Below are 18,929 nucleotides of genomic sequence, written 5' to 3'. Positions count from 1 at the left end.
CCCGAGCGAGATGCTAGACGCTCTTACTTGAGCGTGGCGTACATGACAGCCTTGATGGTGTGCATGCGGTTCTCGGCCTCGTCGAAGACCTTGGAAGCGGGGCTCTCGAAGACCTCGTCAGTGACCTCCTGCTCGGTGATGCCGAACTGCTCGCACTTCTCGGCGCCAATCGTGGTGTTGGTGTCGTGGAAGCTGGGCAGGCAGTGCAGGAAGATGGCGCCCGGGTTGGCCATAGCCATGACCTCGGAGGTAACACGATACGGGGTGAGCTGAGCGATGCGCTCGGCCCAGACCTCGTCAGGCTCGCCCATGGAGACCCACACGTCGGTGTAGATAACGTCGGCACCGGTGACGCCGTCCTTGACGTCGGTGGTCAGCTTGATGGTGCAGCCGTTGGCCTCGGCGATGGGCTTGCAGGCCTCGATGACGTCGTCAGCGGGCATGCACTCCTCGGGGCCGCAGGCCACGAAGTTCATGCCGAGCTTGGAGCAGACGACCATGAGGGAGCGAGCAACGTTGTTCTTGCAGTCGCCCATGAAGACGAGGGTCTTGCCCTTGATGTCGTAATTGAAGTTCTCCTGGACGGTCAGGATGTCGGCGAGCATCTGAGTGGGATGCCACTCAGTGGTCAGGCCATTCCATACGGGCACGCCAGACTTAGCAGCGAGCTCCTCGACGTCGTCCTGGGCAAAGCCACGGAACTCGATGCCGTCATACATGCGGCCGAGAACGCGGGCGGTGTCCTCGATGGACTCCTTCTTGCCCATCTGGGACGAACCGGGATCGAGGTAGGTGACGCCCATGCCAAGATCCATGCCGCCGACCTCGAAGGCGCAGCGGGTACGAGTGGAGGTCTTCTGGAAGAGCAGAACGATGTTCTTGCCCTCGAGATAACGGTGCGGAACGCCAGCGCGCTTCATGTCCTTGAAGTTCTTGGAGAGCTTGAGCAGGTACTCGATCTCCTCGGTGGAGAGGTCGAGGAGCTTGAGGAAGCTACGGCCGGAGAGGTTAACACCCATGGTTCAAATCCTTTCGAAAAAATGAATTACGTAAATAGTAGCGGTGCCCGTTTGACGGGCGAAACCGGTGCGGTTGTAGGGGGACCGCACCGGAAACGGAAAGACTTAGAGGTCCTCGCGCCAGAAGGGCATGCTCATGCAGCGCGGGCCGCCGCGGCCGCGGGAGAGCTCGGCGGAGGGCACGACGAGAAGGTCCAGGCCCTCCTTGTACAGCACGTCGTTGGTGACGGTGTTGCGGGCGTAGACGCAGATCTTGCCGGGCTCGACGCACAGGGTGTTGGAGCCGTCGTTCCACTGCTCGCGGGAGGCCGCGATCGGGTCGCCGCCGCCGCAGGGGATCAGCTTGACCTGGTCGACGCCGGTGGCGTCCTCCAGGACGTGCTCGAGGGTGTCCTCGATCAGGCGGATGTTCACGTCGCCCGGGTTCTTGCCGGCGGTCAGCTCGTAGACGCGCAGGGTGCCCATGATGGCGGGGTGGATCGTGAACTTATCGACGTCGATCTGGGTGAAGACCGTGTCGAGGTGCATGAAGGCGCGCGAGACCGGGATGTCGAAGGCCAGGATGCGCTCGACCTTGGAGTCGGAGTTCCAGAAGATGTTCTGGGCCATGACGTCGATGGCCGCGGCCTGGGTGCGCTGGGAGATGCCGACGGCGAGGGTCTTCTCGTTGATGTTCAGCACGTCGCCGCCCTCGGTGTGGAACTGGCAGTCGCGGCGGAAGTACAGGGAGACGTCCTTGTAGTCGGGGTGGTACTTGAAGACGTACTTGCCGTACAGGGTCTCGCGGTTGCGGGTGACCGAGTACATGCGGTTGAGGTTGACGCCCTCGCCGACGACCGCGAACGGGTCGCGGGTGAAGTAGAGGTTGGGCATCGGGTCGATGATCAGGTCGGACTCGGACTCGGAGTTGACCAGGGAGTCGAGGGTCGTGGACGCCGTGAGGGGCATGTCGATCTCGGCCTTGGTCATGCCGGCCATGGTCTTCTTGACGAACTCGAGGTTGTCCTCGATGGAGTCCAGCTTCTCGCGGACGATCTGCGGCATGTGCTGGCCGCGGATGCCGGCCTCGGCGATGTACTGGTCGGTGAACTCGGCGCGGGCGCCGGGGACCTGGTCGAACACCTCCGCGACGAGGTTCTCGAGGTAGAGGACCTCCACGCCCTGGTCCCTCAGGATCTGGGCGAAGGTGTCGTGCTCCTGCTGTGCGACCTCCAGGAACGGGACGTCGTCGAACAGGAGTCGCTCGAGCTCGTCGGGCGGCAGGTTGAGGAGCTCGTCGCCGGGACGGTGCAGGCAGACCTTCCTGAGCTTGCCGATCTCGGAAGGCACGTGCAGACCTTTCGTCATGGCCTCCTACCTTTCTTTCGGGCCCCTGTCAGGGCCGATTCGTTAGCGCCCCTCCGTGTGAGGCGTTATTGCTGACGACATATTTATATCCAAAATCAGTCCATACTTCCACCTCGCCCGCGAACGGTTTTATATGAGGGGTGAACGGCATACACATATACTTCACGCATGGCACACTTTGATTTAATAAAGTGTATTTACGTGCTAAAACGCGTTTTCAATCTAAATAGCAAATGGAACTTAACTTTATTAAACCACCCTCAAATTGCATATTTCTAATAAAGCTATGAATAGAATTAGCGATTCATGCCGCGTCTCAACCATTTTCATTTTTATTCAGAAAAAAGTTTGTCCTATTCATTTCTGGTAAACAAATTACCGTTTACCAGACGCTTGATACCGTTCACCGGAAGCTCAGTATAAGGCCCAGCGGATACCGGATCGCTTTACGGCCCCATTTGTAACAACTTGACTTCTCGGTATAGAAAAACGAACCCGCTTCCCCTAGGGAAACGGGTTCGTTTTCGATTATCTTCGTCCTATTTGGATAAGGCCCTCGAAGATCATCGGAATCCTAGCGATCGAACTCCGCCAGCGCCTCGCCCAAAAGCCTCAGGCCCTCGCGAAGAACGTCCTCGCTCGCGCAGTAGCCCAGGCGTGCGCCGCAGGGGAGCTCAAAGCGGCTGCCGGGAACCAGCAGCACTCCCCTCTCAGCCAACAGGCGCTTGCAGAACTCCTCGTCGTCCTCGGGAATATCCAGCTGGATAAACGAGGTGGACACGCCCTGCGGGGCCGTCCAGGACACGCGATGCTGCGTATCGATCCAAGCCTGCGCGATATCGCGGTTGCCAAACACGATCTTGCGGTTGCGCTCGAGAATCTTGTCCTTGTGCTCGAGCACGTAGGTCGCCAGGGCGTCGTTGAACACGCCGCCGCAGATCATGGTGTAGTCGCGATACGTGCGGATGCTGTTGGACACCTCTTCGTCGGCCACGACCCAGCCCACGCGGGCCGCAGGCGTCGAATAGGTCTTGGACACCGAGTTGGTGACGATGACCTTTTCGTACACGTCGACCATCGACATAAAGGAGTCAGTGTTTTCGAGCGGCAGATACACCTCATCGCACAACACGTAGGCGCCCACCGAACGGGCGATCTCGGCAATCTGGCCGAGCATATCGGCATCGAGCACCGTACCGATGGGGTTCGATGCGTTGTTGATGCAGATGAGCTTGGTGTTGGGGCGCACCAGGCGCTTGAGCTGCTCGATATCGGGCTTCCAGCCGAGTTCCTCGCGAAGCTCCCAATACTCGACCTCGGCGCCCAGCGTGCGCGGGATCTCGTAGAGCGGCGCGTAGGTGGGCCACTCGGCGATAACATGGTCGCCGGGCTCGACAACAGCCATGATGGCGTTGAGGTTAGCGCCCGTGCAGCCGTTGGTCTGCAGGATATGGTCGGGATTGACCTCACGACGATAGAGTTTGGCGACCTCGGCCTTAAACTCCGGCGAACCCTCGATCCAGCCGTAGTTCATCTTCTCGCGGTCCAGGCGCTCGTAGAACGTGGCACCGTCCTGCTCGTCAAGCGCACGTAGCTCGCCCATGGTGAGCGACGAGATCGTCGACTGGGCGATGTCCCACGTGGCGCTCTTCTCCCAAACGTTGAGCCATTCCTCAACGCCAATCGTCTTGATGTCCATGGCCAAGCTCCTTACAAAAGCAGTCATCCAATCGTGTTAACGTTCCTCATACAAGATTGGGGCGGTGCGAAAACCCGCACCGCCCCAATGAGAGACATCTAATGGCAGCTAGATGTATGTATTATGACCTGTACGGGTCCTTGAAGACCTTAGAGGTCCTCGCGCCAGAAGGGCATGCTCATGCAGCGCGGGCCGCCGCGGCCGCGGGAGAGCTCGGCGGAGGGCACGACGAGAAGGTCCAGGCCCTCCTTGTACAGCACGTCGTTGGTGACGGTGTTGCGGGCGTAGACGCAGATCTTGCCGGGCTCGACGCACAGGGTGTTGGAGCCGTCGTTCCACTGCTCGCGGGAGGCCGCGATCGGGTCGCCGCCGCCGCAGGGGATCAGCTTGACCTGGTCGACGCCGGTGGCGTCCTCCAGGACGTGCTCGAGGGTGTCCTCGATCAGGCGGATGTTCACGTCGCCCGGGTTCTTGCCGGCGGTCAGCTCGTAGACGCGCAGGGTGCCCATGATGGCGGGGTGGATCGTGAACTTATCGACGTCGATCTGGGTGAAGACCGTGTCGAGGTGCATGAAGGCGCGCGAGACCGGGATGTCGAAGGCCAGGATGCGCTCGACCTTGGAGTCGGAGTTCCAGAAGATGTTCTGGGCCATGACGTCGATGGCCGCGGCCTGGGTGCGCTGGGAGATGCCGACGGCGAGGGTCTTCTCGTTGATGTTCAGCACGTCGCCGCCCTCGGTGTGGAACTGGCAGTCGCGGCGGAAGTACAGGGAGACGTCCTTGTAGTCGGGGTGGTACTTGAAGACGTACTTGCCGTACAGGGTCTCGCGGTTGCGGGTGACCGAGTACATGCGGTTGAGGTTGACGCCCTCGCCGACGACCGCGAACGGGTCGCGGGTGAAGTAGAGGTTGGGCATCGGGTCGATGATCAGGTCGGACTCGGACTCGGAGTTGACCAGGGAGTCGAGGGTCGTGGACGCCGTGAGGGGCATGTCGATCTCGGCCTTGGTCATGCCGGCCATGGTCTTCTTGACGAACTCGAGGTTGTCCTCGATGGAGTCCAGCTTCTCGCGGACGATCTGCGGCATGTGCTGGCCGCGGATGCCGGCCTCGGCGATGTACTGGTCGGTGAACTCGGCGCGGGCGCCGGGGACCTGGTCGAACACCTCCGCGACGAGGTTCTCGAGGTAGAGGACCTCCACGCCCTGGTCCCTCAGGATCTGGGCGAAGGTGTCGTGCTCCTGCTGTGCGACCTCCAGGAACGGGACGTCGTCGAACAGGAGTCGCTCGAGCTCGTCGGGCGGCAGGTTGAGGAGCTCGTCGCCGGGACGGTGCAGGCAGACCTTCCTGAGCTTGCCGATCTCGGAAGGCACGTGCAGACCTTTCGTCATGGCCTCCTACCTTTCTTTCGGGCCTTACTGGCCGAATGTATCAGCGCCCCTCCATATGGGACGCTGCTTGCTGACAGCTCTAGTTATATCCAAAAACCACCCGCAATTCCACCTCGCCCCCGAACGGTCAACAAAGTGCGATGAACGGTATATCACATGTGATTCCCCCATGATGTACTTCGGCGTTCTAAAGTAACTTTTCTAAGGTAAACGCTCTTTTTTCTCAAAAATCATTCGCAATTACAACTCCAATCTTTCGCTTAAGAATTGCATATCTATAACTGTTTTATGTATATAAATGACGCTTGTTCGTGTTTCTGTCTGTATTCGATGATATTCAGCTGCCTATCATTCTTATTCACACATACTCACCAGTTGAGTGAGGATATAGACCGTTTTTCACAACGCGACGGGCGTCAGCTCTATGGCTTGTCAGCGTAAGAAGTAGGTAAAGATACCGTTCACGCGATACGTCCGTGCCATAGGTCGACTAAATTGAGACAATAGTGAATAGTGTCAGGCAACCGTCCCCTGCGGGGACTGAACGGACAGATGCATATGCCGAGCAAAATCGAAAAAAAGCAAGCCGCCGCAAAGCTGCGCAAACCGCCGCGCGACTTCTCGTACACGCAGAACCGAGAGCTCAGCTGGCTGCGCTTTGACAACCGTGTGCTTGACGAAGCCTTCGACGAGACCGTTCCGCTGTTCGAGCGTCTAAAGTTCGTGTCGATTTTCGAGTCTAACCTCGACGAGTTTCTCATGGTGCGCGTGGGCGGCCTGTCCGATCTGGCAGAGCTCAAAAAACAGCCTGTCGACAACAAGAGCAATATGACCGCCTCCGAACAGGTCGATGCTGTCATGGCCGAAATGCCCGGGCTCCTTACCCGATGGGAGTCCATCTTTAAGAGCATCGAGGGCAAGCTCGACACCCTGGGCGTTCACCGCGCCCGCATCGATTCGCTTACGCCCGAGGAGCGCACCTTTGTAACCCGCTACTTCCAGGCCTACGTGTCGCCGGTCATCTCGCCGTTGGTCATTGACCCGCGCCATCCCTTCCCCAACCTGCGCAACGGTGCACTCTATCTGGCTTGTGGCCTGGACGGCGTCACCGACGAGGAGAGCCTGCTGGGCCTTATCGAGATCCCCGCCTCGATGAACCGCGTGGTCGAGATCCCCTCGCCCACCGGCACCTACTCCTACATTCTGCTCGAGGACGTCATCCTCGCCTGCCTGGACAGCTGCTTTGGCTCCTATAAGCCGCTCGACCGCGCGCTCATCCGCGTCACCCGCAACGCCGACATCGATCCGGACGGCGAGGGCGTCGAGGAGGAAGAGGACTACCGCCAGCACATGAAGCGCATCCTCAAGAAGCGCCTGCGTCTGCAGCCGGTAGTGCTCGCGGTCTCGGGGTCGCTCGAGAAGGCGACGCTCAAGACCATCCGCAAGGCGCTCGAGCTTTCGCGCCGCTCTGTCTTTACCTGCGATATCCCGCTCGACCTGGGCTACGTCTTCGGCATTGAGGGTAAGATTCCCGAGCACCTGCGCAACGAGCTGCTCTTTACGCCGTTTAAGCCGCAGCCCAACCCCACCATCGATATGACCCGCTCCATCCGCGAGCAGGTACTTCAGCACGACAAGCTGCTCTTTTATCCTTATGAGGCCATGAACCCCTTCCTGGATCTGGTGCACGAGGCCGCCTACGACCCCGAGTGCATCTCACTGCGCATCACGCTCTACCGCGTGGCCAAGCAGAGCCGTCTGTGCGAGTCGCTGATCGATGCCGCCGAGAACGGCAAAGAGGTCACGGTGCTCATGGAGCTCCGCGCGCGCTTTGACGAGCAGAACAACATCGAGTGGGCCGAGCGCCTGGAAGAGGCCGGCTGCACCGTCATCTACGGCTCCGAGGGCTTTAAGTGCCACTCCAAGATCTGCCAGCTCACCTATCGCGAGGGCATGGCGCTAACGCGCCTGACGCTGCTGGGCACCGGCAACTTTAACGAGAAGACGGCCAAACTCTACAGCGACTTTATGCTCATGACCGCCCACCCCGGCATCGGCGAGGACGCCAACCTGTTCTTCCGCAACCTGTCGCTGGGCAATCTGCGCGGCGATTACCGCTTCCTGGGCGTGGCGCCCGTAGGCCTCAAGCCGCTCATCATGCGCGGTCTGGATCGAGAGATTCAGCGCGCTCTCGCTGGCGAGCCCGCCCGCGTGTTCTTTAAGCTCAACTCGCTCACCGACCGCGAGGTCATCGACAAGATCGCCGAGGCATCGTGCGCTGGAGTCCGCGTGGACATGATCATCCGCGGCATCTCGTGCCTCAAGCCCGGTGTTCCGGGCAAGACCGAGAACGTGCATGTCCGCTCCATCGTCGGACGCTTTTTGGAGCACGCCCGTGTTTACGCTTTTGGCGTGGACTCGGACATGATTTACCTGAGCTCGGCAGACATGATGACACGCAACACCGAGCACCGCGTGGAGATCGCCTTCCCCGTGCTCGACCCCACCTGCCGCGCCCTGGTACACGAGTACATGGGCATGCAGCTGCGCGACAACGTGAAGGCCCGCAGCCTCACGAGCGACGGCACCTGGGTCCCCGTGGAGCGTACAGGGGGTGAGAAACCCTTCAACTCGCAGGAAGCCCTGCTGGAGCGTGCCTATCGCAACGCCGAGGCCGCGCCCGAGCCCGTCATTGAGGCGAAACCCGCCCCCGAGCCCGAGCCGCAGCCGGTAGCACCCAAGGTCCAAAAGGTCCAGGCGACCGTCATTGAGCCCGAGCCCGCACCTGTACCTCAGCCCGAGCCGCAGATCACCAAGCCCGCACCCGAGACGAGCGCCCGTCGCGATAAGCCCGCCGGCAAGACCAAGGCCATCGAGCGCCATCGCCCCGGTCGTGTGCGCATGGGCCTGGGCCTGATCGGCCTGGGTCTTAAGACGCTCATTACCGGCAAGACGAAATAGTCGTTTGTAGAAGCAGTTTGTAGAAGCGCCCCGCATTTGAGGAAAGCCTCGGATGCGGGGCGCTTTTCCCTGCTACCATGGTGCGAACAACAACACGAATGACAGGCAGGGATATGAAGCTCACTATAGAATCGATGACCTACGGCGCAGACGGGCTGGCGCACGCCGACAACGGCAAGGCCGTCTTTGTGCAGGGCGCCGTGGCAGGCGACACCGTCGAAGCCGAGGTCGTACAGGACGGCAAGTCGTTCATGCGCGCCCGCACGACCGAGATTCTGGAGCCGAGCCCCGATCGCATTCAGCCCCCCTGCCCCTTCGTTGGCATCTGCGGCGGTTGTTCGTGGGGCAATCTCTCACGCACGGCACAGCTTGCCGCCAAAGAGCAAAACCTGCGCTCCACGCTCGAGCGCATCGGCAAGTTCGCTCCTGAGCAGGTCGATAAGTTGGTACAGCCCATCTGCCACACCAAGGACGACTGGGGCTACCGCAATAAAATCGAGCTCGAACCGACCGTCGTCAACGGTCGCGTGCGCCTTGGCATGCACGGTGTCGACCCCAGCAAAATCGTGACCGTCGATGCGTGCCCGCTGTTCGATAAGCGTTTTCCCAAGGCGCTTAAATCGGTCGTCGGCGCACTCAACTATCTAAGCGGCAGCCATGACTTGGGGCTCGAACGCGTGGGCATTCGCGCATCGCGCCGCACCAAGGCGCTCGAGGTCGCGCTCTGGACGCCCACGGGTTCCTTCCCGCGCTCGCAGATCTCGCGCGTGCTGGCAGACGCCGCGCACCCCACGAGCGTAGTGCGCGTCATGAGCAAGGGCGAGAAGAAGGCCCGCCGCGTCTCCAAAGTCGAGATGCTCGCCGGCGAGGGCTCGTGGACCGAGAACATCGCCGAGGGCCAGATGCGCTTGTCTGCCCCGTCGTTTTTCCAGGTCAACACCAAGGGCGCCGAGATTTTGATTGATCTCGTTATGGACGCCCTCGACCCGCAGGAAGACGAGCTGGCCGTGGACCTGTACTGCGGCGCCGGCACCTTTACCCTGCCGCTCGCCCGCCGCTGCGATTTTGTCGCCGCCGTCGAAGCCTATGGCCCGGCCGTGCGCGATCTACGCCGTAACCTGGAGATCAACAAGCTCGATAACGTCGACGTCATCGGCGGCGACGCGGTGCGCGAGTTCCCCGACCAGGATGCCGACGTCTTGGTGGTCGACCCGCCGCGCGCAGGCCTCGCCCCCGAGGCGATCGACCTTATCGCCAGCACGAGTGCTCGCGATGTAGCCTACGTGAGCTGCGACCCGGCCACCCTGGCGCGCGATCTCAAACGCTTTGTCGAAGAGGGCACCTTCTCCCCCGTAAAGATCACGCCAGTCGACCTGTTCCCGCAAACCTTCCACTGCGAGACCGTCGTCCACCTTAGGCGCAACTAGCCACTTAATCATTGCTCAGAAAAATCATTGGGAAATCGAGCGTGGCAAGCGGAGGTCTTCGGGGTATAAGACGGCTAATTGTATGCCGCCTATGAAAGGAACCCTCATGCCCAGCGTTGCCGTTCTCGCCGCCGATGGCTTTGAAACTATTGAATGCTTGACCATGGTCGATGTCATGCGTCGCGGCGGCGTGCGTGCCACGCTCGTCTCGATCATGCCCACGCGTGAGGTCGTAAGCTCGCTGCAGATCCCCGTGACCTGCGATGCGCTCTTTGATGAGATCAACTTTGACGAGTACGACTGCGTCGTGCTGCCCGGCGGCCTGCCCGGTGCCACCAACCTGCGCGCCGATCAGCGCGTCTGCGACGTGGTCTGCGAGTTCGCCGCGACCAAGCACGTTGCCGCCATCTGCGCTGCCCCGTTTATCCTGGGCGAGCTCGACCTACTCGAGGGGCGCCACGCCACGTGCTTCCCTGGCTTTGAGAAAAGCTTCCCCGAAGGCGCCTATACCGGCGAGAAGGTTACGCAAGACGGCAACATCATCACCGCCAGCGGCATGGCCCAGTCGCTCCCCTTTGCGCTTGAGCTGCTGCGCACGCTCGCCGGCGACAAGGCCGTCGAGAAGGTCGCCGAGGGCATTCAGCTATGATTTTGGCTTCGCAATCACCGCGCCGCATCGAGTTGATGCGCGAGGCGGGCTATGACATTCGCGTGATTCCCGCAGATATCGACGAAACGCCTTTTGATGGCGAGGCCCCGCTTACGCTCGTTGAACGCTTAGCACGCGCCAAAGCCGCCGCCGTTGCCGCCGAGCATGCCGAGCCCAACGAACTGACCGTCGCGGCCGATACTATTGTCACCTTCGATGGCAAGATTCTGGGCAAGCCGGCAACCGAGGACGAGGCGTGCACCATGCTCCGCGAGCTTTCGGGCCGCACGCACCAGGTCGCAACCGGCGTCTGCATCGTTAAGGCAGGCGACACGGCCGCTCCGCATGCCGCCGAGAGCCTGTCGTTTGTCGATGTGACCGACGTGACGTTCTATGAGCTTACCGAAGAGCAGATCGAGCGCTATGTTACCTCCGGCGAACCCATGGACAAGGCCGGGGCCTACGGTATCCAAGGCACAGGCGGCCGCATGCTTGTGCACGATATTTCGGGTGACTTCTACAACGTGGTGGGCTTGCCCATCGCTCGCGTCGCACGCGCGATTCAAAAACTCTCGTAATTGCATCTGGCGCTGGGTATCCCCCAGCGCCTACAATTTTGCCGTACCGTACGGATCCCGACCGGGCATAAGGCCCGGCGGAAAACCGATAGGAGAAAACATGGACACACCGCTCGAAGCCATCGATGTTTGCAATGTCGATGGCTTTTGCTTTGGCAACTATACGGACGAGGAGGCTGGCACCGGCTGCACCGTAATCGTGGCGCCCGAGGGCGCCACCGGCGGCGTTGACGTTCGCGGCGGTGCTCCCGCTTCGCGCGAAACTGACCTGCTGCGACCCGAGAACACCGTGGACAAGGTCCACGCCGTCTGCCTTTCGGGTGGATCGGCCTTTGGCCTCGAGGCTGCAAGCGGCGTCGCTCGCGAGCTTGAGAGCCGCGGCATCGGCCTTCCCGTCGGCCCCACGCAGGTGCCTATCGTGTGCTCCAGCTGTATCTTCGACCTCGCCTTTGGTAACCCCACCGTTCGCCCCGACATTGAGGCCGGCATCGCCGCCGTGCGCGAGGCGCTCGACCACACCCCTGCCTCGCTCGAGCAGGGCAACGTGGGCGCCGGCACCGGCGCCACCGTAGGTAAGCTCATGGGACCTGCCACCTGCATGAAGGCTGGCCTTGGAGCCGCCGCCGTGGCACTCGGCCCCGTCAAGGTGGGCGCCGTGGTCTCGGTCAACGCCTGCGGCAACGTTGTCGACCCCTTCACCGGCGAGTGGGTCGCCGGTATGCGTGCCGCAGCCGATAGCGACCAGATCGTCGACATGGAACTCGCAGCCTTTGCCGCCGCCGGATCCATGCAGATGCCGCTCGACCGCACCAACACCACCATCAGCTGCATCGTCACCAACATGGAGCTCACTAAGGCCCAGGCCACCAAGGTCTCCCAAATGGCCGCAGACGCCTACACACACGCCATCCGTCCCACGCACACCACCAACGACGGCGACACCATCTACACCCTTGCCAGCGGCAAACTGGGCGCCCAGGCAAGCGCCGCCGTTCCCCTAGACCTGCTGGGCATGCTCGCCGTAAGGGCTTTGCAAACCGCCATCGTAAACGGAGCCAAAACCGCCAAAACCTCCCACGGCATCCCCGGCGCCGCGAAGTAAACTAGCTCGTCCGGTTGCCCGGTGGGCCTTGGTTATGTTTGCTGCTCTACAGTCCTGGCTCGCACGAAGAGCACATTAAGTGCTCTTCGGCTCGTGCGGAACTCGCGACAAACATAACCAAGACCCACCGGGCAACCTGCTCAACCAGATCTTTTTCAGCCTAGGCCCCTGTGTACCGCGCGTCCAAGATCTTCAAATTCAACTTGCTAACATAAAGCGAGACATAGCAGAGGACCCCTGGTCCTTAACTTGATACGAGTTCCGCACGCAAAGGAGGCGCCAGTGGCGCCTCCGTCTTGCGCAGGACTGTTCGAAGTAGCAAGTTAAGGACCAGAGGTCCCCGTTACCCGAGCGCTTCTGTGCTAGTTGAATTTGAAGATCTTTGAGGCAAGACGGTATAGGCCGAGTGTGGTTTTGTCTCCGGCACGACCGCAGAGGTTGGTGAAGAAGCCGACCACACCGTAACGTGCACGACGATACATACGCTCGTCATAGGCCTTCAAATCATTCCACAGCGTCTTTAGGCGCTCGTCGGCGCAATCTTCCTCGGAAAGCTTGGTCAACACCGAGCAGATCGCCATCATCATGGTGAAATAACCCATCATGTACGAGCGCAGACGCGACGACTCAACATCGCTGTACAGGTGGTACGACTCCATCATGATACGCGTAACACGGAACTGCTGGTCCAGACGCTTGACCATCGTGGCCTCGTTGACGCTCTGACCCTCGCGACCGATAAAGTAGCGATAGAGGTCGATGTCGGCGTAGTACATGGTCTTGCAACGCGGCAGTGGCACGTAGGCGTAGATGTTGTCCACATAGAACGTGTGCGGCGGCATGGGAAGGTTGGACTCACGCAGCACATCCGTGCGATAGCACAGGCTGTGCATGAGCAGATTCTGGTCCAGGCGGAAATGGCCGATCTGGTCCCAGGTAAAGATCTTTTTTCGAGGCAGGGCAAACTTGTAACCAATGGCCGTATGCGTACCCTCGTAAACCTTCTCGTACACATAGTTCGAGATAAAGAGGTCGACGCGCTGGTCGCGCTCCTCAAAGCCGCGCAGAATCGACAGCATGGTCGAAAGGGCAGCGCCGTCAAGCCAGTCGTCCGAGTCGACAACCTTGTAGTAAGTGCCCTGCGCCTCGCGCAGACCCGAAAGGACGGCAATACCGTGGCCGCCGTTCTCCTGGTGTACCGCGCGGATGATACCGGGATAACGCGCCTCCCACTCGTCGGCCTTGGCGACCGTCTCGTCCTTGGAGCCGTCGTCCACCACGATAATCTCGATATCGGTGGCGTAATTGCTCCCCTCCAAGATGGAGGTGATGCAATGGTCCATGTCCTTAGCGGCGTTATACGAGGGAATTCCGAATGTTATGACTTTATGCATGGCAGGCGATAATCTCATCCGAAAGATCGAGGGCGGAATTGGTCACGGCATCCATATCGTAGTAACGATACTCGGCCAGACGACCCACCGGGTGGAAGTTTGTCAGGTTCTGGACGCGCTCAAGATAGCGCTCATAGAGCTCACGGTTCTCGGGCTCAAGAATGGCGTAATACGGCGTCTCGCCCGAGCCGGGCGTATAGGCCTTGGAGTACTCCTTCATGATGGTGGTCTTGCCGGGCAAAACCTGACCGGTCATGTTCTTGAACTCGGTGATGCGCGTGTAATCCTCGCTCGTGGTGTAGTTGACGGTGCCCACGGGCTGGAACTGGTCCATATCGAGCGACTCGAACTTCATGTCGAGCGTGCGGTACGGCAGCGCGCCCAGGTCGAGGTTGAACAGCTCATCGAGCGGACCGGTATAGACAATCTCGCCGCCGTAGACCTTGCCACCGATCTTGACGGTGGTCTCGTCGATCTCAAAGAGATCGCGGGCGTCCACGTCGCAGAACACGTCGATCAGGTCGTGGTCGAGCATATGCTCGAACAGCGCCGTGTAGCCGTCCTGCGGCATACCCTGGAAGGGAGCCTGCGGGAAATAGCGGTCATCGTCGCCCACAAAGACGGGAACGCGACCGGTGATCGAGGGATCGATCTGGTCGGGCGTCTGGCCCCACTGCTTCATGGTGTAATGCAAAAAGACGTTCTCGTAGACGTAATCGGCGACCTCGGCCAAGTCGGGGTCGTTCTTCTTACGCAGCTCCATAATGGGCACCTTGACATCCTTGCCAAAGGTCTCCACGAGCTTCTGATACAGCTCCTCGCCGCGCTCATCACCAAAGGCGAGCTTGAGACTCGCATGGTTGAAGGGCACGGGCATAAGGGTGCCGTTGATGTTGGCGAGCACCTTGTGCTGATAATCCGTCCACTTGGTAAAGCGCGACAGGAAATTGTGCACGCGCTCGTTAAAGGTGTGATAGATATGCGGACCGTACTCGTGGATCAGGATTCCGGCCTCGTCAGTGCAGTCATAGGCATTGCCCGCAATGTGGCTACGGCGCTCCAAAACGGCAACACGATAGCCGATGGTCTCGGCAAGACGGCGGGCGCAAACGGCACCGGCATATCCAGCACCGACGACAATCATGTCGTACGCGCCGGCATTAAAGCCTTCAGGCAGGCCTGAGGTAATCTGCATCGATACTCCTTGTCAAAAGCCACGGGCTCGTTAGCTGGGCTTTTCTCGAACATTCTTCGAGACACATTTATCAGAGCGATTATAGCGCTAATGCGTCCTATAATGAGCTTGCCACACAAGGAAAGCTCAAGCACCGCGGCGTACATATTTGAAAGGTAAACCCGCTAGCAGCGGGTTTATTCGTGAACAGCCGGGCGCCTGGAGCTTAGCGAAACGCTTGCAAGGAGTAACATGAGCGATTTCCTAAACCGTATGAAGTCTGCCGCCAAGGCCGACCTTAAGACCATCGTCCTGCCCGAGGGCGAGGATCCGCGCACCATCGTCGCGGCCAACAAGATCATCGAGGAAGGCCTGGCCAACATCGTCATCCTGGGCGATCCCAACGAGATCAACGTTCCCGGCGCCACCGTCATCGACCCGCGCAATGCCGAGAAGCACGAGGAGTACGCACAGAAGTTTGCCAAGCTCCGCGCCAAGAAGGGCGTTACCATCGAGCAGGCTCGCGCCCAGGTGATGGATGCCACCTACTTTGGCACCATGATGGTCAAGATGGGCGACGCCGACGGCCTGGTCTCCGGCGCCTGCCACTCCACCGCCGATACCCTGCGCCCCGCGCTGCAGATCCTCAAGACCGCCCCGGGTACCAAGCTGGTCTCGGCCTTCTTCGTGATGTGCACCGACACCCCGCAGTTCGGCACCGACGGCACGCTGATCTTCGCCGACTGCGGTCTCAACATCAACCCGTCCTCCGACGAGCTCTCCGAGATCGCCATCGCCTCCGCCCACTCCTGGTCCACCTTCATGGGCAACGTTGAGCCGCACGTGGCCATGCTCTCCTACTCCACTATGGGCTCCGCTGGCGGCGAGGTCGCCAAGAAGGTCCAGGAGGCCGTGAAGTTCTGCAAGGAGAAGGCTCCTGAGCTCGCCATCGATGGCGACCTGCAGCTCGACGCCGCTATCGTCCCCACCGTCGCCCAGCTCAAGGCTCCCGGCTCCTCTGTCGCCGGCAAGGCCAACGTGCTCGTGTTCCCCGACCTCGAGGCCGGCAACATCGGCTACAAGCTGGTCCAGCGCTTCGCCGGCGCCGATGCCTACGGCCCCATCCTGCAGGGCATCGCCAAGCCGGTCAACGACCTGTCGCGCGGCTGTTCTGCCGACGACATCGTGGGTGTCGTAGCCATCACCGCCGTCCAGGCTCAGATGGCTGAGTAGCGGACATAGCCCCTCGGGGCCCTACAGGGTAAAGCTCTGAAAACGTCCTCGGACATGTCGGAAGCCCCCGCTGCGCACTACGTGCGGCGGGGGCTTCCTCCGTCCTGCGGAATGTTTTCAGAGCTTTACCCTGTAGGGCCCCTGCCGCCACGTAGCAATCAGGGCATCTGGAGTGGACGGCGGCTTGGCTACGAGCTGGAGCTGAGGATCTGAATGGATGGGTGTCGTTGCTGGGAGCACAGGCGTTACTGGTGATGATCACTTTGGGACTGGAATTTCCGCCTGCTAGTAAAAAGGCCTCCGGAGCTGTTGCTCTGGAGGCCTTTTGTTCAAATGCTGACGAGTGCGTTAGTTATTCGCGGTCAGGCGCTCGACGTCGTGGGCGATCATGTATTCCTCGTCGGTGGGAATGACCATGACCGTGACGGAAGAGCCGGCGGCGCTGATGACCTGCGGGCCGTTACCCACGGCCTCGCGGTTCTTGTTGTTGTCGATGCGCACGCCCAGCCACTCGAAGCAGTCGCAGAAGGCCTTGCGGATCGACCAGTCGTTCTCGCCGATGCCGGCGGTAAAGGTGATGGTGTCCACGCCCGCCATGGAAGCAATCATGGAGCCGGCCTGCTGCATGGCCTTGTAGGCGAACATATCGAAGGCAAGCAGGCAGCGCTCGTCGCCCTCGGAGGCGCGCGTGCGGATGTCGCGGGCGTCGTTGGAGATACCCGAAATGGCAAGCAGGCCGGACTGCTTGTTCATCATGTCGTCGACTTCCTGGTAGCTGTAACCGCCCTCGCGCTGCAGGTAGCATACGGTAGCCGGGTCAATGGAACCGCAGCGGGTACCCATCATCAGACCGTCAAGCGGCGTGAGGCCCATCGTGGTGTCGCGGCACACGCCGTCCTCGATAGCAGCAAGCGAAGCACCGTTACCCAAATGGCACGAAAGCAGACGGTGGCAGCGCGAACCCAGGATCTCCTTGGCCATCATCCACTCATAGCGGTGGCTCGTGCCGTGGGCGCCGTACTTGCGCACGTGGTACTTGTCGCACACGTCCTTGGGCAGCGCGTAGGTATAGGCGACCTCGGGCATGGTCATGTGGAACGAGGTGTCGAAGACCGCCACGTTGGGCAGCTCCGGATACTTCTCGCGGCAATACTCAATCGCCGCGGCCTCGCCGTAGTTGTGCAGCGGGGCGAGCGGGGCCACCTCGAGAATCTTGGCCATAACTTCGTCGTCAACAACTGCGGAATCATCGAAGTGCCAGCCGCCCTGAACGATACGATGACCAATGCCATCAATCGTAAAGTCGGTCTTCTCGAGCTCCTCGAGCACACGAGCGATAGCCGAACGGTGATCCGGGAAAGGGACCTCCTCGGTCTGCTTGGCGCCACCGTTCTCGGAGTGGCCAAAGATGCCCATGTCCGAACCGATACGTTCGCAGTTGCCCTTGGCGAAAACCTCGCGGGTATCGGTATCCAAAAGCTGATATTTAAGGCTTGAGCTGCCGGCGTTGACAACAAGTACGTTCATGAGACTCCTTTGCAGTGCAATACGGTCGACGCAGACCCCTTAAGGCGGCCGCATTTTAATAAGAAGTTATCACAACTTGATAAATAGCTATCAAGCATATCGCCCAACGAGCACAAAAGAGGGGCCGAACGGCGCTCGGTCGTCCAGCCCCTCCCCTCTTGCAATTACTTGCCGTTGACGATGCGCTCGACGTCGGAAGCGATCATGAACTCCTCGTCCGTGGGGATGACGAAGATCTTGACCTTGGAATCCTTGGCAGACAGGCACCAAGCGCCGTCACCACGCAGGGCGTTGCGGGCATGATCCATCTTGACGCCCATAAAGGCCAGACGGTCGGCCACGCCAGCGCGGACAGCCGGAGCGTGCTCGCCGATACCGGCGGTAAAGACCAGGGTGTCCATGCCGCACATGGAAGTTGCCATCTCGGCAGCCTTGGCGGCAATCTTGTAGACAAACATGTCGAAGGCGAGCTGAGCCTCGGGGTCACCAGCGGCGGCGAGCTCCTCGACGTTGCGGCAGTCGTTGGTCTTGCCGCCGGTCACAGCCAAAAGGCCGGACTTCTTGTTCATCATCTCATCGACCTCGTCGAAGGTGTAGCCGCCCTCGCGCTGCAGGTAACACACGGTAGCCGGGTCGATGGAGCCGCAGCGGGTGCCCATCATGACGCCGTCGAGCGGGGTCAAGCCCATGGTGGTGTCCATGCACTTGCCGTCCTCGATGGCGCACAGGGAAGCGCCGGAGCCGATATGGCACACGACGACCTTGCGGGCCTCGCCGTTGGTCATCTCAGCGACCTTCTTGGAGATATAACGGTAGCTGGTGCCGTGGGCGCCGTACTTACGGATGTGCAGCTTGTCGCAGACGTCCTTGGGCAGGGCGTAAGTCTTGGCGACCTCGGGCATGTTGAAGTGGAAAGCGGTGTCGTAGACCGTGACGTTGGGCAGGTCGGGATACTGCTCGAGGCAGTACTCGATAACGTTGGCCTCGGGGTTGTTGTGCAGCGGCGCCAGCGGGGCGACCTCGCGAATTTTGGCGAGAACGTCCTCGTCGACGAGGGAGGAATCGCCGAAGTACCAACCGCCCTGAACGATGCGATGGCCGATGCCCTCGATCTTGACGCCGTTGGCCTCGAGGTCCTTCAGAACGACCTCGATGGCGACCTTGTGGTCGGGGAACTCGATGTTCTCGGTCACCTTCTTGGAACCGTTGGCAGCGTGGGTGAAGGTGCCGCCGGTAAAGCAGACGCGCTCGCAGGAGCCCTTTGCGGACACCTTGTGGGACTTGGTATCGATGACCTGATACTTAAGGGTCGAAGATCCTGCGTTGACGACCAGAACGTTCATGTGTCTCCCTACTAACAGGCGGTGTGGCGCCGCCAGGTTACATACGTTTCAATAATAAACCCAAACGCCCTCGCGCTCGGGTTTA

At 60.5% G+C, this 18,929-nt stretch carries 14 protein-coding genes; 6 read left to right on the top strand and 8 right to left on the bottom strand.

Annotated features, from left to right (window positions below; genetic code table 11):
• Positions 1-23 precede the first annotated feature (23 nt).
• From argF to arcA (CSV91_RS01460), 4 genes are all read right to left on the bottom strand, one after another.
• Positions 24-1,019, bottom strand: coding sequence for an ornithine carbamoyltransferase (gene argF, locus CSV91_RS01475; RefSeq protein ID WP_099431521.1), 996 nt, complete (start codon positions 1,017-1,019; stop codon positions 24-26).
• Between the two features lie 105 nt (positions 1,020-1,124).
• On the bottom strand, positions 1,125-2,366 hold the full coding sequence (gene arcA, locus CSV91_RS01470) for an arginine deiminase (protein WP_099431519.1): 1,242 nt from the start codon (positions 2,364-2,366) through the stop codon (positions 1,125-1,127).
• Positions 2,367-2,940: 574 nt separating this feature from the next.
• Positions 2,941-4,065: an aminotransferase gene (locus tag CSV91_RS01465; RefSeq protein ID WP_099431520.1), complete on the bottom strand. Its 1,125-nt coding sequence runs from the start codon at positions 4,063-4,065 to the stop codon at positions 2,941-2,943.
• Between the two features lie 149 nt (positions 4,066-4,214).
• Positions 4,215-5,456: an arginine deiminase gene (arcA, locus tag CSV91_RS01460; RefSeq protein ID WP_099431519.1), complete on the bottom strand. Its 1,242-nt coding sequence runs from the start codon at positions 5,454-5,456 to the stop codon at positions 4,215-4,217.
• Positions 5,457-6,008: 552 nt separating this feature from the next.
• Between arcA (CSV91_RS01460) and ppk1 the strand changes: the two genes are divergently transcribed.
• From ppk1 to CSV91_RS01435, 5 genes are all read left to right on the top strand, one after another.
• The gene (gene ppk1, locus CSV91_RS01455; RefSeq protein WP_099431518.1) at positions 6,009-8,417 is read left to right on the top strand and encodes a polyphosphate kinase 1; all 2,409 of its coding nucleotides are present in this window, start codon (positions 6,009-6,011) and stop codon (positions 8,415-8,417) included.
• Between the two features lie 98 nt (positions 8,418-8,515).
• Positions 8,516-9,844, top strand: a complete 1,329-nt coding sequence (rlmD, locus tag CSV91_RS01450; RefSeq protein WP_099431517.1) for a 23S rRNA (uracil(1939)-C(5))-methyltransferase RlmD — start codon at positions 8,516-8,518, stop codon at positions 9,842-9,844.
• A gap of 106 nt (positions 9,845-9,950) precedes the next feature.
• Complete coding sequence (locus CSV91_RS01445; protein ID WP_055287259.1) at positions 9,951-10,493, top strand: DJ-1 family glyoxalase III; 543 nt, start codon at positions 9,951-9,953, stop codon at positions 10,491-10,493.
• Positions 10,490-11,071, top strand: a complete 582-nt coding sequence (locus tag CSV91_RS01440; protein WP_099431516.1) for a Maf family protein — start codon at positions 10,490-10,492, stop codon at positions 11,069-11,071. The genes CSV91_RS01445 and CSV91_RS01440 overlap by 4 nt, the downstream gene beginning before the upstream one ends.
• A gap of 100 nt (positions 11,072-11,171) precedes the next feature.
• On the top strand, positions 11,172-12,173 hold the full coding sequence (locus tag CSV91_RS01435) for a P1 family peptidase (protein WP_099431515.1): 1,002 nt from the start codon (positions 11,172-11,174) through the stop codon (positions 12,171-12,173).
• Positions 12,174-12,535: 362 nt separating this feature from the next.
• On the opposite strand, the gene CSV91_RS01430 is transcribed toward CSV91_RS01435, so the two are convergent.
• A complete protein-coding gene (locus CSV91_RS01430; protein WP_099431514.1) occupies positions 12,536-13,567 on the bottom strand; it encodes a glycosyltransferase family 2 protein in 1,032 nt (343 codons plus the stop codon).
• Complete coding sequence (gene glf, locus CSV91_RS01425; RefSeq protein ID WP_099431513.1) at positions 13,560-14,762, bottom strand: UDP-galactopyranose mutase; 1,203 nt, start codon at positions 14,760-14,762, stop codon at positions 13,560-13,562. The genes CSV91_RS01430 and glf overlap by 8 nt, the downstream gene beginning before the upstream one ends.
• A 231-nt stretch (positions 14,763-14,993) precedes the next feature.
• Here glf and pta point away from each other — a divergent pair, with 231 nt between their 5' ends.
• Entirely contained in the window at positions 14,994-15,974 is a 981-nt protein-coding gene (pta, locus tag CSV91_RS01420) for a phosphate acetyltransferase (RefSeq protein ID WP_099431512.1), read from the top strand.
• A gap of 348 nt (positions 15,975-16,322) precedes the next feature.
• Here the strand turns inward: pta and CSV91_RS01415 are convergent, their stop codons facing one another.
• Both CSV91_RS01415 and CSV91_RS01410 read right to left on the bottom strand, forming a co-directional pair.
• Entirely contained in the window at positions 16,323-17,501 is a 1,179-nt protein-coding gene (locus CSV91_RS01415) for an acetate/propionate family kinase (RefSeq protein ID WP_099431511.1), read from the bottom strand.
• 164 nt (positions 17,502-17,665) lie between these two features.
• Positions 17,666-18,844 carry an acetate/propionate family kinase gene (locus CSV91_RS01410; protein WP_006234305.1) on the bottom strand — a complete coding sequence of 393 codons (1,179 nt, stop codon included), beginning with the start codon at positions 18,842-18,844 and terminating at the stop codon, positions 17,666-17,668.
• Positions 18,845-18,929: the final 85 nt, after the last annotated feature.

Source organism: Collinsella aerofaciens (assembly GCF_002736145.1).
GTDB classification, from domain to species: Bacteria; Actinomycetota; Coriobacteriia; order Coriobacteriales; family Coriobacteriaceae; genus Collinsella; species Collinsella aerofaciens_A.
The sequence above is the reverse complement of the archived record's forward strand: the minus strand, read 5'-3'. Positions and strand labels throughout refer to the sequence as shown.

What these genes read in the sequence shown, in the direction of transcription:
- CSV91_RS01430 (WP_099431514.1), bottom strand. Translation starts at nt 13,567, where the DNA reads ATGCATAAAGTCATAACATTCGGAATTCCCTCGTATAACGCCGCTAAG.
- pta (WP_099431512.1), top strand. Translation starts at nt 14,994, where the DNA reads ATGAGCGATTTCCTAAACCGTATGAAGTCTGCCGCCAAGGCCGACCTT.
- arcA (WP_099431519.1), bottom strand. Translation starts at nt 2,366, where the DNA reads ATGACGAAAGGTCTGCACGTGCCTTCCGAGATCGGCAAGCTCAGGAAG.
- argF (WP_099431521.1), bottom strand. Translation starts at nt 1,019, where the DNA reads ATGGGTGTTAACCTCTCCGGCCGTAGCTTCCTCAAGCTCCTCGACCTC.
- glf (WP_099431513.1), bottom strand. Translation starts at nt 14,762, where the DNA reads ATGCAGATTACCTCAGGCCTGCCTGAAGGCTTTAATGCCGGCGCGTAC.
- CSV91_RS01435 (WP_099431515.1), top strand. Translation starts at nt 11,172, where the DNA reads ATGGACACACCGCTCGAAGCCATCGATGTTTGCAATGTCGATGGCTTT.
- CSV91_RS01445 (WP_055287259.1), top strand. Translation starts at nt 9,951, where the DNA reads ATGCCCAGCGTTGCCGTTCTCGCCGCCGATGGCTTTGAAACTATTGAA.
- CSV91_RS01415 (WP_099431511.1), bottom strand. Translation starts at nt 17,501, where the DNA reads ATGAACGTACTTGTTGTCAACGCCGGCAGCTCAAGCCTTAAATATCAG.
- CSV91_RS01440 (WP_099431516.1), top strand. Translation starts at nt 10,490, where the DNA reads ATGATTTTGGCTTCGCAATCACCGCGCCGCATCGAGTTGATGCGCGAG.
- CSV91_RS01410 (WP_006234305.1), bottom strand. Translation starts at nt 18,844, where the DNA reads ATGAACGTTCTGGTCGTCAACGCAGGATCTTCGACCCTTAAGTATCAG.
- arcA (WP_099431519.1), bottom strand. Translation starts at nt 5,456, where the DNA reads ATGACGAAAGGTCTGCACGTGCCTTCCGAGATCGGCAAGCTCAGGAAG.
- rlmD (WP_099431517.1), top strand. Translation starts at nt 8,516, where the DNA reads ATGACAGGCAGGGATATGAAGCTCACTATAGAATCGATGACCTACGGC.
- ppk1 (WP_099431518.1), top strand. Translation starts at nt 6,009, where the DNA reads ATGCATATGCCGAGCAAAATCGAAAAAAAGCAAGCCGCCGCAAAGCTG.
- CSV91_RS01465 (WP_099431520.1), bottom strand. Translation starts at nt 4,065, where the DNA reads ATGGACATCAAGACGATTGGCGTTGAGGAATGGCTCAACGTTTGGGAG.